The 15,320-nt window shown below is 59.4% G+C and carries 10 protein-coding genes and 2 pseudogenes; 2 read left to right on the top strand and 10 right to left on the bottom strand.

The features are described from left to right. Positions 1 to 116 precede the first annotated feature (116 nt). The 9 genes from AB4Z46_RS28255 to AB4Z46_RS28215 all read right to left on the bottom strand — a co-directional run bounded on the left by AB4Z46_RS28255 (position 117) and on the right by AB4Z46_RS28215 (position 12,781). Positions 117 to 1,550, bottom strand: coding sequence for an NHL repeat-containing protein (locus AB4Z46_RS28255; RefSeq protein ID WP_442286872.1), 1,434 nt, complete (start codon positions 1,548 to 1,550; stop codon positions 117 to 119). Positions 1,551 to 2,060: 510 nt separating this feature from the next. Further along, positions 2,061 to 3,542 carry an NHL repeat-containing protein gene (locus AB4Z46_RS28250; RefSeq protein ID WP_442286871.1) on the bottom strand — a complete coding sequence of 494 codons (1,482 nt, stop codon included), beginning with the start codon at positions 3,540 to 3,542 and terminating at the stop codon, positions 2,061 to 2,063. Positions 3,543 to 4,243: 701 nt separating this feature from the next. After that, a complete protein-coding gene (locus AB4Z46_RS28245; protein ID WP_442286870.1) occupies positions 4,244 to 5,611 on the bottom strand; it encodes a GAF domain-containing protein in 1,368 nt (455 codons plus the stop codon). Then, positions 5,604 to 6,134 carry a hypothetical protein gene (locus tag AB4Z46_RS28240; RefSeq protein ID WP_442286869.1) on the bottom strand — a complete coding sequence of 177 codons (531 nt, stop codon included), beginning with the start codon at positions 6,132 to 6,134 and terminating at the stop codon, positions 5,604 to 5,606. Before AB4Z46_RS28240 ends, AB4Z46_RS28245 begins: the two co-directional genes overlap by 8 nt. A 63-nt stretch (positions 6,135 to 6,197) precedes the next feature. Further along, a complete protein-coding gene (locus tag AB4Z46_RS28235; protein ID WP_442286868.1) occupies positions 6,198 to 7,613 on the bottom strand; it encodes an NHL repeat-containing protein in 1,416 nt (471 codons plus the stop codon). Between the two features lie 89 nt (positions 7,614 to 7,702). Further along, a complete protein-coding gene (locus AB4Z46_RS28230; RefSeq protein ID WP_442286867.1) occupies positions 7,703 to 9,790 on the bottom strand; it encodes a hypothetical protein in 2,088 nt (695 codons plus the stop codon). Positions 9,791 to 10,104: 314 nt separating this feature from the next. Next, positions 10,105 to 10,650, bottom strand: coding sequence for a hypothetical protein (locus AB4Z46_RS28225; protein WP_442286866.1), 546 nt, complete (start codon positions 10,648 to 10,650; stop codon positions 10,105 to 10,107). Positions 10,651 to 10,667: 17 nt separating this feature from the next. Then, positions 10,668 to 12,425: an ATP-binding protein gene (locus tag AB4Z46_RS28220; protein WP_442286865.1), complete on the bottom strand. Its 1,758-nt coding sequence runs from the start codon at positions 12,423 to 12,425 to the stop codon at positions 10,668 to 10,670. Beyond that, complete coding sequence (locus AB4Z46_RS28215; RefSeq protein WP_442286864.1) at positions 12,422 to 12,781, bottom strand: hypothetical protein; 360 nt, start codon at positions 12,779 to 12,781, stop codon at positions 12,422 to 12,424. The genes AB4Z46_RS28220 and AB4Z46_RS28215 overlap by 4 nt, the downstream gene beginning before the upstream one ends. A gap of 1,665 nt (positions 12,782 to 14,446) precedes the next feature. Here AB4Z46_RS28215 and AB4Z46_RS28210 point away from each other — a divergent pair. Then, positions 14,447 to 14,539 (top strand): annotated as a pseudogene (locus AB4Z46_RS28210) (IS6 family transposase); the annotation flags it as partial. 62 nt (positions 14,540 to 14,601) lie between these two features. Here AB4Z46_RS28210 and AB4Z46_RS28205 read toward each other — a convergent pair. Next, positions 14,602 to 14,793: pseudogene (locus AB4Z46_RS28205) on the bottom strand (transposase domain-containing protein); the annotation flags it as partial. Positions 14,794 to 15,131: 338 nt separating this feature from the next. On the opposite strand from AB4Z46_RS28205, the gene AB4Z46_RS28200 reads away from it, so the two are divergent. Then, on the top strand, positions 15,132 to 15,320 hold a 189-nt coding region (locus AB4Z46_RS28200; RefSeq protein ID WP_442286863.1), incomplete at its 3' end, for a helix-turn-helix domain-containing protein.

Below are 15,320 nucleotides of genomic sequence, written 5' to 3'. Positions count from 1 at the left end.
GCATCGAGCACGCAAGGCCTGCGCCCGCAGGTCGTCTCGGGCGTGATGAGCCGCGCCCCGCGCACCGATTGCGAACATGGAATCGCGCGACACCTTGGTGCCGCATCGAAGCTCGATCAGGGCACGATCTTGCGGATCATGTTGTTTTCGAAGTCGGCGACGTAGAGAACACCGTTGCCATCAATCGCAATGCCCATGGGGCGTTTGAACGACGCGGCGGTGCCAGCGCCATCAGCATTGCCGCTGGTCGTGCTCCCTGCTAGGGTGGTCACCACACCAGCTGGCGTCATCTTGCGGACCATGTGGTTGTCCCCATCAGCGATATAGGCGTTGCCGCTGCTGTCCGCGGTCACGTCAAAAGGTTTATTGAAAGAAGCGGCAGCGCCAGTGCCGTTTTTCGAGCCGCTGGACCTGTCGCCGGCTAGGGTAGTCACGACCCCGTTGGGCGTGAGTTTGCGAATCAAATTGTTGTCTCGATCCGAGACATAGAGGTTTCCACTTCCATCGAGCGCCAGACCCTGCGGATACCTGAACGATGCGGCAGAGCCCGTCCCGTCGGCCCACCCAGGGCCATTGCCCGCCAGGGTGGTCACGACTCCGGCGGGTGTGATCATGCGAATTCGGTGGTTCCCTGAGTCTGCGACATACAGGTTGTCGCTGTCATCCATTGCAAGGCCGCCTGGTTGAAGGAACGACGCGGCCGATCCGGTACCGTCCGCAGAGCCTGGCGATCCGCTTCCGGCCAGCGTGGAGACGAGGCCGTCAGGGGAGATCCGGCGGATCAAGTTGTTTTCGGAGTCAGCGACATACACGTAGCCGCGGCTATCCACGGCTACGCCGATGGGGTGAAAGAAAGAAGCGGCAGAACCGAGCCCGTTGGCTCTCCCGCTGGTCGTGCTCCCCGCCAAGGTGGTCACGACGCCGGCGGGGGTGATCTTGCGGATCATGTGGTTTTCGTAATCGGAAACATACACAGTACCGTTGCTGTCGACCGCAGCGCGGAAAGGCCCATTGAACTGCGCCGCTGCACCGGTCCCGTTGGCACTACCCGGGATTTTGCTTCCCGCCAAGGTACTGGTGAAGCCTCTGAAAACACAATCGATGCTCACACCCGTGACATCGGCGCTCACGCCGCTGCCGCTGCCGCCGGAGACCGCGCAACTCTGTGCGTCCGGCTGCGCGCTGACGGTTACCGAATAGCTGGCGTTCTGGGCCACCGCTGAGGGGAAGGTAAAACCACCGTTGGCCTTGACCGATACCGCGTCGGTGCCGTTGTTGACGAGGGTGAGTTGCGCGTTCGGGGAGAGGCCGGATACCGTGCCAGAGATTCTGTAGCCTACGGAGGGGGTGGGGGTAGGAGTTGGCGCGGGAGCAGGTGATGCTGGCGATGGTGCAGGCACAGCCATCGGAATGAATGGCGTAGATCCGCTACCGCCACCGCAGGCGGCAAGGCTGATGAGGGCGGCGGCGCCCAGAGCGCGCGCGGTGGCGGTCCGCCACGCGTGGTATCTCATTGCGGTCGATGATATGGTGTTGGCTCGATTTGTCATAACGTTGGTTCTTCGAACTTGTTTGGACTCTGATGGGAATTTTTTCCGTAGCCTGAAGGCTTCGCGAATGCGTGGCGCCGGTCAGACCGAACGTCTTTACCGCCTTCACTTCAGGATGCGGGGTTCAGGCGGAAGTCAACTGTCTTGCCTTCTCGACCGACAGTCCGGTAGAGGTGAGTTTTGGCGACTTGGTAGAGATGTCGGAAGAGCACAGTTTGTCCGTAGTTCATCCGACGATCATTCGGTGGATGCAGACGCTTCGTGACGGAGTTCGAGAAGCGTTGAAATCGATTCGCTCGCAAGGTCCGTAGATCCTGGCGTGCTGACGAGAGGTATGTGAGGAGCCGAGGCAAGTGGCCTTGTAGCGCAGACGGCAGCGAACGCACAGGACGATGATGTCCGGCTCGAAGTGCCGCCATTTGAACAATTCATCCTTGCTTTGGAAGCCTCTTCACCATTGAGCCGCCCTCGGTTCAAAAAGGCCCCAGCCTACCGGAGGTGCGATTTGCACTAGAGCTTCCCTAACTCGAGCGAAGGCGTCGGTGTGATCTTTCGAATGAGATGGTTGTACGTATCAGCCACATAGATCGTTCCATTGCCGTCAATCGCCAAAGAGAACGGTGTTTTGAATGATGCACTAGTACCGGTTCCATCAACAGATCCATACTGCCCCGCGGAACCCGCCAAGGTCCTGACGATGCCCGTCGGTCCAATCCTGCGAATCAGGTGGTTACCGGAATCCGCCACGTAGACGCTTCCGTTGGCATCTACGGCCACGCCAGCCGGATTGCTAAATGATGCCGCGCTGCCAATGCCATCAGCCGACCCCTCTGTTCTGGAGCCTGCCAACGTCGTCACGGAACCAGAGGGCGTGATCTTTCGAATCATGTTATTGAGATAGTCGCCCACATAAACGTTGCCACGGGCATCCACCGCCACGCTGACGGGGCCATCAAATGTCGCGTCCGCCCCTACTCCATCTTTCGATCCGGCGGCTCCCGACCCTGCCAGCGTGGTTACTTCCCCTAGTGAATTTATCTTTCGGATGAGGTTGTTCTCGAAGTCAGCCACATAGACGTTGTCGTTCGCGTCCACCGCCACGCCTGTGGGGTTGCTGAAAGAAGCAGCACTTCCCTTCCCATCGCTCGATCCTGCCGTCAGTGAACCGGCCAGCGTCGTCACCTCACTCGCCGGCGATATCTTACGAATTTGGTTGTTTGCGTAGTCGGCAACGTAGACGTTGCCAATGCTGTCTACAGCGGTGCTGTATGGAGAGCTGAACGTTGCTGACAGGGCGGGGCCGTTGTCCGAGCCGATCTGGCCTGAGCCTGCGAATGTCGTGACATCTCTGGTTGGAGAAACTTTGCGAATCAATTGATTGCTCCAATCGCTCACATAGATATTTCCACTCGAATCGAGCGCTAGGCCAAAGGGCAACTTGAACGACGCGGCGGATCCGTTGCCATTGGCAGAGCCTGGACTTCCGGTTCCCGCCAACTTTGTGACTTGTGCCAAAGCCACCGAGCATGTGATCGTCACGTTGCTCACTTCCGATTCGACCTTCCCGGTGGCGTTGCTCACCGCGCAGAGCTGCCACAGTGCGTGGGAACTCACGGATACGCTGTAGTCGGCGCCCATGACCACAGGCGTGGTGAAGCTGAAACGGCCATCGGACGTAACGACCAGATCGTCGCCGGCATTGTTTTTTAGTACGATACTGGCGCCCTCCAGACCGGCCACGGTGCCGCCAATCGTGTAAGTAGCTGGAGCCTCTTGCTGCGGCGAGGCGGCGGGGACGATCGGGAATGCACCGCCCCCGTCGGAGCCACCACCGCCACAGGAAGCCAGAACGATCACGATGCTGCCCAAGACAGTGCTGCCCGCTGTGCTCCGGAGCAAGGATGCCCAGGGGCGCGCTGGCGCGTTTGAGAAACAAGGCTGCACTTGAAATCTTCTGTAGAGACTTTCAGCTTTGAGGGAGTAGATGTTCATAGGCTTCTCACGAGATACATGAAGTAATGGCGGTGTCCGCAGAAACGAACCATATGTTGATCTGCTTGCGATGTCGTAATGAAACGGTAAGCCCCACGCATCAACCACTCCATTGGGTTTCCCGCCGCTGCTGGCGCGTCGAGTTGCGAGTCCTCACCGCCGGGCTATGGACAAGGAGCGTTGGCGAAGCGCCGCCAGCCGGACCAACTCCTTGACCAACACCCAAGGGCCGTAAATCGACAGCACCCACAAAATCGTCAATCTCACCTTGCTTGAAAGGCGAATGAATCTCAGAAGCGCTGGAATCCCCGAATGATGCGGCAATGCCCGGGATGCACCCCACGGGCTGTATCCGTGATGATCACGCGCAAGCCACCGATCTAAAGCGCCTGATTGAAGAGGTTGCGACATCACAGTACGGCAAGGTAAGTCGCTTCATCCAGGTCGGGCGACCGATACCGTCTAGACGAACAGTCAACCTCCAGAAAGAGAATGACGAACCTTGAAATCGCCTTGCTCTTCTCCAGATTTCCGGAAGACCGCCTGTACGTACGACGTCATTCGATTCAACTGAACCGTTTCGAAGAGCGGCGACCTTCGCTGTGGCTGCGGCTCGCTCTACTGGGCTCTTCCATTCGATGCGACCGACCGAGCAGACCAAAGGGACGACGGATGGCCTGAGCCGATTCGTCGACCCAGCCTCAGCATGTCATATCGATCAATTCCAATGGACGCCGGACCAGGAGGCGAAAGCGTCCTCTCCCTGTTCTTTCGATGCGCACGTCTGCGCTGTATTCGTCCAGGCGCCGCTGCAGCATCAGAAGTCGAGCTTCCAGATTGTCAGTCGCGCCGGGCAGTCCGAGGCTCGGGTCCAGGCGCAGTTCGCGGTTGGTGAATTCCGTGCGGGCACTGCCGTTGAAATCACAAACCAGCTTCCAAAAAATTGCACCGGCTACTCCTTTGATCAAATAGGAGTCGCCCAAGAAAACACTATCGTTGGCATGAAAGTGCCGTACTTTCAGCGCCGCCTGTTGGCTGGATCGAAGTGCTTCCGACGAACCCTGTTGCGCAGGCGATTCGGTCGCATCGGACATGCACTGAGCAAGATCGATTGCAGTACCCAGATGAGATGCCAAGGATACGAGCGCGTCTTCGTCTTGGTAGTCGAATCGCGCATCAACAGGGCTTTCGGCGAAAAGGACGCCCAGCAGGCGTCCACCGGAAATGATGGGCGCCGCCATCTGGCTGTGGGGTTCTACCAGTCCGGGAAAAGGAATGTCCGTCTCGAGGGCGGGCACCGAGCTATCGGCAAGCAAACTGCTCCGAATTGCATGGTGATAACTATAGGCCAAACTCATATGGACGATGCGGACCGGCGTGCATTCCTGGGCGGCCACGCCAATCACTCCTTCGCCCACCGCGATCTCGGAGCCGATTCCCGAGGTCATGTAGCCACAAGTCGCGACGGCGTAAAGCCGACGCGTCTGATGATCCAAGAGTAGGACGATAGCGTAGCGGACGCCTAGGAACTCATTAAGCGTCGACAACGTCACATTCAACATGTCCGCCAGGCCGGTGCAGCGGGACAGTCGCTCGCTGCCGCGCCTTACGGCGCCAAGTGGACTTGCGCGTGGCAGCGAGGTCGATACGCGAGATTCAACGCTTTCGATACTCTCAATCGCCTCCACACTGTAGATATCTGAGCCGCGCAGGGCGAACACCTCTGTCATCCCGCTATGAGACGCGATTCCCGCAAGTTGCGCCTTCATCCCTTCATAGATCGCGCCTTGCGTCTCGGTTCTCAGATAGCGAATGTGGATTCTGTAGGATTCAGCAGTCACCGGATGCAGAACGACTGCCATTGCTTGCGGATTGGAAAGGATGTTCTGACGTGTTTTGTTGAAGAACTGGAAGGACAGCGCGACGTGATGCTCATCCACATAGAACACCTGCGAGATGAAAGTGACGTTGGGCGTTCCATCCACACCGCACGTTGCCATGGCGGCGGGTATGGCCCCTTCCAGGCAGGGTCGGATGTCGGCGAGCGACGGACGAGGAGATCTATGCACCCTGACCCTCCTTCTCGTTGGTCGATGAAAGCGAGGCTCCGGCTTTGGCGCCGGGGGTCTGATCGAACGCTTGCGACGGAACGAAGCTGACTGCAACCAGATCATCCGGCCGATGCGCGAGCATCGCATGGGTGAATTCCGGGTCGAATCCAACCTGCTGTATTTCAATCTCCATTGAGGCAAGGTAGCGCTCAATCTTTATCACGTCGTCCGGGCGAATGGACCGGATGCGTGCACCGGTCCCTTTGACCTGCACGGTGCGATGGGAGATTGGCTCCGAAAACACCACGGCAATGCGCCCTGTACTGCCAATGTCCTGCAGCAGCTGCATGGACTGCGGGCGCGACAGATAGACGGTGACGCCGTCCGTGCACAGCGCTGTGGCAACCGCGCGCATCACGCTGGGCAGCCGCGCCAACCCGCTGCTGCTCACGATCGCGGAGACGCCCCTTTCCATCAGGGCGCGCAGATCACCAGGGATTGAAGCGCCTCGCGGTCCGGGCACACGATGAATATCGTTCATTTCAGAGCCTTCGAGAATCCGGTCTTCGGGTTCTGGACATTGCTGTATTCCGGATCGGATGGTTCAGTTCGCGGGTATCGGGGTGATCTTTCGGATCAGGTTGTTGTTGGTGTCCGCCACATAGACATTGCCTGCAGCGTCCACTGCGATGCCAAAGGGATTCGCGAACGATGCGGCGGTGCCAACCCCGTCGTCGGCTCCTGGCTCCCCCCGTGAGCCGGCCAATGTGGTCACGACACCCGTTGGTGTGATCTTGCGGATCAGGTGGTTCTCACTGTCTGCTACGAAGACGTTGCCACTGACGTCAACGGCCAGGCCGCCGACGTACCTGAAAGATGCTGCCGATCCGGTGCCGTCATCGGCCCCCACTACCCCGGAGCCCGCAAGTGTTGTAACCACGCCTGTGGGAGTGACTTTGCGGACCAGGTGGTTTTTGTAGTCGCCCACGTAGACGTTGCCTTGAACGTCCACTGCCACCGCAAGAGGGTTCTTGAACGATGCGAGAGCGCCGGTTCCATCGGTCGCGCCCTCCGCCCCAGAGCCAGCCAATGTGGTCACGACCCCCGTTGGGGTGATCTTGCGGATCAGGTGGTTCTGAAAGTCGGCAATATAGATATTGCCGCTGCCGTCGACGGCCGCACCCGCGGGCCTGGAAAAGGTTGCTGCTACGCCAGTTCCATCGGCTGAACCGTTCGCACCGGAACCTGCCGTTGTTGTAACAACACCGGCGGCTGTGACCTTGCGGATCAGGTTGTTGTCAAAATCGGCAACATGGATGCTTCCGTGGACGTCTGCCGCCAAGCCGTAGGGTCCGCGGAACGATGCAGCAGCTCCGGTTCCATTGTCCGAGCCTCCTTGACCAGAGCCGGCCACCGTGCTGACATCACCCGCCGATGTCACCTTTCGAATCAAGTTGCTCCTTAAGTCTCCGACATAGAGATTTTTTTCGGCATCGATGGCCAACCCAAACGGCAAATCGAACGATGCCGCGATGCCGGTGCCATTGCCGGCCCCAGGTTGCCCGGAACCCGCAAACGTTACAACCTTCGCAAGCGCCGCCGAACACGTGACCCTCACATGGTTGACCTCGGAAGCGACCTTGCCGCTGCCGTTACTCACGGCGCAAAACTGCCACAGCGGCTGGGCACGAATCGTGACCACATAGTCCCCGCCTTCCTGCACAGGCGACGCAAAGGCGAAGCTTCCATCCTCGCCGATAGCGAGATCGTTGCCCGCATTGTTCTGGAGGATCAGTTTTCCGACGAGACCTGTCACGGTGCCTCCGACCTTGTAGTCGGCCAGCGGTGGTGGCGGCGGTGGCTGTTGCTGCTGCAACTGGCTTATCGGAAAGAAACCTCCGCCGCCGGAGCCGCCGCCCCCGCAGGAAGCCAGCCCGACGACCAGACCGGTGAAGCCCGCGATCCATCCCGTGCGCGCGAACCCGATCGCGCCAGTGCGAGCGCTTGATTCTTGTTCCATGTCCTTTTCCTTTTTTTTGGTACGCGACTCGGCAGCAACTCGCGATCCGCCATGCGGCTGCAAGCTGCTGCGCATTCCGCATGAAATCGTCAACGGCCAATCGTGTCGTCGAACGGTGGTGATGCCGTGAGGCCAGTTGTCTTCACTCGCATCCAGCCGGAATTGGCGGGCAGCGTCGGTACGGGCAACTGCTTGTCGTAGGGCGCCACGTCCGGACTGCCGAAACCGAAAGGCAACGCAGTGCCGTATGAAACCAGATCGCCGCCATACGGTGCGGTAAACCCCAGGGCATTCGTCCAGAGACTGAGTGAAGATTTTTTGGTTGTCGGTATACCCGTCGACGTAGTCGTAATAACGGTCACCAGATCCTGGCTCACCACCGCAGGACTGACCTTCAAAACGCGCTCGACGGTGTCGATACTCCCAAACATCACGAGGGAGTTTCCGCCTTCGAATCCATTGCCCGTGAACGGCAGCGATCCACTTCCGCTCCACTCTGTCTTGAGTAGTCCCGCGTCGTTCTTTCCTTTGGCCTCGTACTTGATCTCGGTATCGGAGGCCGGCACGACTGGACGGGTGCTGCGCAATAGCGAGCCGTCTACCTTTCGCCGCGTTTCGTGTGCATCGCCACGCACATGTAGATCCACGGTGATGACGTTGGACAGCATTCCCGTGCTTCCAGGTTGAGGCAGCGTTTCAAACGTGTACTCCACCTTGCCGCGCCATGAGGTCAGCACGCGCGGATTGCTCTTGCGCTTTCGCGCCGTCACACGGACCTCACCGAAGGAGCCCAGGGGATCTGACTTGTCGGTCGGAAGCGTCAACTCGAGCTTGTCGTCGGCCCAGGAAGAAACGTCGACCTTGGCACCTCCGACCGTGACCTCTCCGGCTTCGGTGCCAAAGTTGCCATGAACAATCAGTTTGTCCTTCCAGTCGACTTCCAATTCCGAGATCACGGGGTTGCTGAGATCGAACCCATTGCCGAATCGCTTGATGAATGCGTCGGTCTTGCCGTCTTCGACAGCCGGCGTGACCAGGAGGTTTGGTTTGATTTCAGCAGTAGATTTTGTTCCCAGGTACTCCCAGACGCCGTCCATGTTGAAGGCCCGGTTGTTGGGCTTTCCGGGATCGACTTCGTTGGCACCAGCGAGCCTGTCGAACATGTACTCCATCGACTCGGCACCGTGGTCGTTGCTGTTGCCAGCCCATGCGACGATCGTTCCTGCCTTTTTCAGATGCAGGGCATCGCGGAAGACTTGTGATTCCGGAGATCCCGACATGCAAGCCAACAAGACGACGAGAGATGAATCCGAGAACTGGAGATGCTTGAGTACGAATTGCGCGGTTACGCCATACACCGGGGGCAACTGCTCGCCACGCTGCTCCTTCGTGAGTTCGCGATCGCGGTGATAAATGAGCACGCCGTCATCGAAATCCGCTTTGTGCTTCTTCTCGTTCTCGTCGGTTGCCCTGGTCTCAGAAAAGAGGCCGTATTGCTTGTTCCCCGTTGGACCGAGGATGGCCCCATGAGACGCGATGTAGAGCAGTCCGATGCTCTTCCCTTGCAATCCCATGAGTGCGTCGATCGTGAAAGACCTGTCTGGATGAAGATTCCATCCGCTGTCCTTCAAAGTCTTTGTGACCCGTTGCTGCGAGTTGTTCGTCCACACAAATTTACCCTTGTCATCCGCACAGAGGATGACTGCCAGGTCGCTTTCGGCGATCTCTGGTTTTCCCGAAGCACCCAGGCTCGCAACTCTTTCGTCGGCGCGAAGACTGTGCGCAGCGCGCGTCGGTTCCGGCAAGTTCAACTGTTCGCGGTTGTCGGTGTAAACAAAGTATCGTCCGTCCTTGAAACGCGTCCACAAGGTCAGATCGCCCGTTCCGGCATCGTCGTACTCCGGCTGGGTCAAGGCCCACGCCTTCAACGCTTCGAAGGGCTCGGGCACCTTTCCAGCGAGCAGTTCCTCGTACTTGTCGTGAATGCGCAATGTGGCCTCGGAGCGCTCTTGCGCTGTGAATGCCGACGCTTGTCCGTCGCCATCTCCACCTTGCGGGTCATTGCCACCGCGACCACCGAAACCCAAACCACCCCCTCCACTTCCGCCGCCGCAAGCGGTCAAAGCGGCGACCGACAGCGCCATGAACCCGCGCCTTGTCTTTTTCTGAAATTCCATGTGTTGTCCTCTGGGGGGCAGCCGACACCCCGTCCTTGCAACGCGAGGTCGGCCATGCCTCGCGGTTCGATGCGTGATGACGGATGTCTGGATTGGCGGCGTTGGAGGCCGAAGGCGAAGTTCCGTTTGGCAGAGCGTCCGATCTCGCAAGCAAGGACTAAGTCATCACGCACCGACCTTAAGTCGCTGCCCGCGCGCTGTCGTAATGAAACGGTAACGACGCAAAAGCCGGCCAGGCGCCTGCTGCCGCTTCAACTGAAGGCTGCTGAAGCTGGCTCAGGCGGTCGCGTGCACGGTGATTTCTCGGTAGTCCTTCATCGCCATGAATTCGCCACAAAGCTGCATTGAGCACGCCATCCCCTGCAGGCTCGCTCCATGCATTTCGCAGCGGCGCAACGGCACGGCCAGGGCCGACCAACCTGGCTGTTGAGCCTCGCCTTCCTGTTGTGTGCGATCCGGAACCTCTCGCTGGCGCGAGCGGCAGATAACCTGACATCGAAAAGCTGGAACTCTGCCGGGTTCAACCGTTCACCGAGGTCCGACGCACTGCTCAAGCCGTTCTCAAGCTTTCGGCGCGACGTCCAGATCGCCGCACGCAGCGCGGCGCCGGCCGCATAGGCGTACACGTGCGTGCATATGGCCTTCATTCTCCAGCGCAGGTGGAACTCATAACCTTCGACGCTCTCCTCGTAGCAGTCATCTCGCGTGCGCTTGCCATCCTTCCGCTGAGCCGCCCGGCATACCACGGGCCCCTCGGCTAGTGCGATGTCCGCCGCTTCGCCAATCGCCCAGAGCAGCGGAGTTGCCGCAGCCACCCTGGCTTTCAGCTCGGCCGCCGCACCGTCGAGGACGGCCAGCATTCGAGCAATTGGCGCAATTACGTTGCCGGCGCGCCTGTGCACCCTGCTTCGAACGGGGCGAACCGAGTGATCGCGAGTTGTGCAGTATCTACGCCATAGCGAACGGCGCGGGGAAGATTGTGACTTCGCTCGTGGTGCACAGCCAATTCCGCTGGCCCCACCGACAGCCCCAGCCGTGCCGCCGCTTCAAGAGCCCATGCCGCGCAACGGTGGAGGTGAGCGCGTACGGCGGGGCCGGTTCGGTCATAGATGGCATGACGATACAGAGCATGGCGAAATGCACTGCGTCCATCGAATGTGTCGTCGTTCAGCCGCTCGGTGGTCAGCGCGATCAGCCAATGGCCCTTCCGTGTCAACGCGTCCACTTGCGCGCGGACGGCCTGTAAGGGCCGCCCGAGCATGGTCGCGACGGGCTGTGTCCAGAATTTCACGCCAATCACCGCGGCTGCTTCCAACAGGGCAATATCCGCCGGCTCCATGCTTTCGATCTGACGTTCGATCAGATGCGCCAGACTTTCTGGCACCCGCAAGGGCTGGGAAGACAACCAATCCAGGACCGAACCATCTGCCGCAGCTTCGATGCCGCGGGGCCGCCCTGGGGCCGCTTGATCCGCGGCATCGAGCAGCGTCGCGACATACAGAGGAAGACCATCGGTGTGAGCGTACAAGGTTTGGATCAAGTGCCGCGGAGCCACGACGCCCGGGAAGCGCTGTGCCACATAGTCGCCGACTTCAGTTGCCGAAAACGGTGCCAATGCCAAGTCCTTCGCCAAGCCGCGCAGACGAAATGTGGTTCGCAGATCAGCTGCCGGATGGGTGCCGCCACCGGTCCTGGTCGGACGAAGACTGACCAGAATCATTTGCCGGGCCGGTGAGCGCCGGCCAGCGACGTAGTCCAGCAGTTGCAACGTGGAACGATCGCTCCACTGCAAGTCCTCCAGCACCAGCAACAGCGGGCTGGTCTGAGCGACGCAGTCGAGCAACTCCCCAAGCTCGCGCAGCATTCGGCCGGGCCCCGTCCCAGCCAGCTCAGCTTGCAACGCAAGCCGGTCATCGCTTGCCATGTGCCAGGGCATCTGTGCCAACCATGCAGGTGCGATGGTCCTCAAAAGTGCCGGCAACCCGATGCAGTTGTGGCACAACACGTTGAGTGCTTCCAGCACCGGCAGGTAGGGCGCACCCGCATCGACTTGCTCGACACATTGGCCGCGGCCGATCAACACTTCTCCCACGTGGCTCGTGAAGTGGTCGATCAGGGTCGTCTTTCCGATGCCGGCGTCTCCTGCAATCATCACCACCTGCGCGGCCCCGTTCAGAGCGCGCAACCATGAAGCTTCGAGCTGCTGGAGTGCCGTATCCCGTGCTATCAATCGCCTGCCCGGACGTCCATCGGGCATGACGAACGCCTGCCCACGTGCCACGCCCACACCCGCTCCGCCCTCAACCGGGCGGCAATGCGTCACCTGCTCCGCAAATCGATAGCCGCGCCGCGGCACCGTCTCGATGAAGCGCATCTGGCGGGGGTCATCTCCCAATGCACTGCGCAGTTGATTGACGGTTGTTTTCAGGACCGCCTCGTTCACGTCTTGGCGTGGCCAAACAACGTCCAATAGCGTTGCCTTTTCCACCAGTCGCCCGGGCCGGCCGGCCAACGCGCACAGCAGCGAGAAAGCCTTCGGTGGAAGAGGAACGACGAACTCACCGTTTGAAAGGCGAGCATTGGCCTCGTCCAGCAAAAACGCCCCGAAACTCAGCAGCAAAGGTTGACCAGTCATATGAGGTCGAAGGCGGGGATGGGAGTGGTGAAGGCAGTTCGACCTAGGCAGCTGCGTTCCGCGGCGTCATGTACGCAAAGCTCGTAGTTCGCGATGAAGATAGACATCTGGCGATACAGGCTGATTGCGGTCTCCGCACACGCAGCATAGGGAACCAGCAGGTCCTGGACGCACTGGCAAGTCTGCGCTACTTCCACATCGTCCTTATCATGAATGCGGCCAAGTAAATGGAGCGTTTCGGTCATCTGCGCGCGCAACGCCTTTCGAATTTCCACGTGGAGTTCGAAATGGGGCCCCGGCTGGCGCCATACAGGCTCATTCGATGCCACTTCGAAGTTCTGGCTATCAATGCTCATCGTAGATCCTCTTCCTTCAATGCGCATTCGGCGCCGGCAAAATTCAAGACGTCGTCACCCTACGGTGGGGAAACATGATTCATGTCCAGTCTAAGCACTTTTTCCTCTCAAGATTGCTAATAAGAGCCTATTAGAACCTTAAGAAGACCTTATATTTTCTTGAGGGGCTGAACCTGATTCTGTCTGCGCAAACGCAAACGCCGTTTCTCATACGGCGAGCGCTGCGACAAAGGCCTTCTTCGCTCAGGCGCGAGAGTATGACAAATCAGCCGGCAATGCCTTGCGGACCGCATCAATGACCGATGCGCTCGGAAATTCCGATGATGAATTCCTAATCAAGCTAAAGGACAACTCGCTGCGAGTGGGAAATTGCGCCGGAATCCGCAACAGCGCTCTATGTCATGCGATCCGCATGCGCATCGCCCCGGTGGCAACTCGCGCCGAAGGCGCGGAGTTCATATGTCACGCCAACGCGGGGACCTACCCCTCAACGTAGAGATCGGATGAGCCCTGCGACGGAAGCGGATTGGGGGCTTCTGCAGCCCCGGACGAACGCCCGGGGGGCGAGGCTTGTACAAATCAGGTCAGAGCATTGCGCAATAGGCGACTATTTCACCGTACACCCCATGCGCGCTCCGCTCGTGTCGTACACCACACTGGATCCGGGTTTGCAACCTACGGAGTTTGATGGCGGGGGAGCCTTGTATGCAGTGGACGAGGTTCCTGAATTGCCCGACGCGCGCGTCGTACCTCCCGAGCTGCTTGAGCTAGTGCCAGTTCCTGCCGGCGCGCGATATGGCATGGTCTTCTGTAGGTCGGGCACAGCGTAGGTGTTCTTGGATGCCGTAGAGCCGCTCGAGCGGGGCGTTCCGCAAGCCGCCAGGCAAATCGCTAGCCCCATCATCAATATCCAACGATGTCTCATGATGCGCTCCAGTTATGACCGGTTCGCAAATTGGACAGGGAGGTATGCAGCGTGTCGAGGGCAAAATGGGGCTACCGCATTGGACTCCTATGCTGTATACGAGGTCCTTCAATCCACATCCTTTTCGTCGGCGTGGCCTTCGCGGCAGTCACAAGGCGGACGGGGCCCAAGTGAGATAGCGACAGGCAACGCAGCGCCTTACGCCAAGGTCGCCAACGCAAGTTCCTCGGGGTCGCGACCTTGGACGGAAGTGATCGCGGCTTGCGTCACCTCGTGTCCCGCGGATCTATGGATTCGTCGTCGATGGAACGTTTGGCAGCATCGTTTGAACAGTCCCAGATATCTACGTATCAGACCTGACCCGCCGACGTCGCGGAATTCAGCGCGCTCCGCCGGAGTTCCGGCGGCCGAACTTCTGAACTACGCGCAAATCCAACAATTCGCGCGAATACTCTTTTGCGGTGGTCAAATTCCGACACCACCATACACCTCGACGACTTTCCCTTCCTAGCAGACCTTCCGTGCCTCCCTCGCGACCATATCCGCTGTTTTTTGTGCCACCGAACGGCGCCCCCAATGGCGTCGCGCCCCCGTGGTTGATGGCTAGCTATCCGCTTTCAATCGTCTCGGCAAGGCGCTTGGATGTCCGTGACGATTCGTTGAACGCATAGGCTGCAAGGGTTCTGTCGCAGCAAGCCGGCGCTGGTAAGCTGATGCGAGATTGAGGACGGGACGAAGACGTGACTGATGCGCTGCGCAAGGTGATCAAGCGGAAGCATTACCCACTGGAAGTCATGCTCACTTGCGTCGCCCAGGTGCTCGGGCTCGCTCACAGCAAGTTCAGCAGCTTCACGGTAAGCGTCCGGTGAACCCGCCTTGACGGGGATCGCGCGGGTCAGCTCTGTTGCCAGCGATGCGGCAGGAGTTCGTCGATGCGGCTGTCGGGATGGTTCGGCAACCTGGTCAGCACGTCACGGATGTAGGCGTAGGGATCGTGCCCGTTGAGCTTGGCGAAGTGGATCAGGCTCATGACGGCGGCGGCTCGTTTGCCTGCTCGCAGTAATCCGGCAAACAGCCAGTTCTGGCGGCGATCACCTCGTAGAAAACCGGATTCGGCCGATCGCGCTCGGCAGGTGCCGGTTGATACGTGGGCTGGAGCGGCCGCGTCGAATGCGAGATACATGCAAATCAAAATAGCAAGCTCGAAAGCAATCGCGCAAGGCACGGTGGGCGTCCGGCCATCCCACTTTGACTCCGCTACGCGCCGCTATCTGGAGGGCCCGGTCGTCTTCGCGCCACAGGTGTCGTGGCTTTTCTTGCGATCCGGTACAAACGGTAGGCTGTAAGCGTGAAAAACAAACTATGCTGCGTATATTTAGAAAACAGTGTATAGTTTGTAAACGGAAAAAACATCTCAAACCTTGTATGCCTGACTTCATCGTTCGCACACCCGAGCAGTTGCCCGACTTGCTCCAGGCGTTTCGTAAGCAAACGGGCATCACCCAAGCCGAGGCCGCCGTTCGACTGGGGGTGACCCAGCAGACGATGTCCGCACTGGAGCGGAACGCGGAGAAGGTCAGCGCTGCCCGGTTGATGAAGCTGCTGAGCATCTTG

Origin of the sequence: Variovorax sp. M-6 (assembly GCF_052114385.1) — a bacterium.
GTDB lineage: Bacteria > Pseudomonadota > Gammaproteobacteria > Burkholderiales > Burkholderiaceae_C > Variovorax.
Note: the sequence above shows the minus strand (reverse complement) of the source record. Positions and strands in the feature narration are given on the sequence as shown.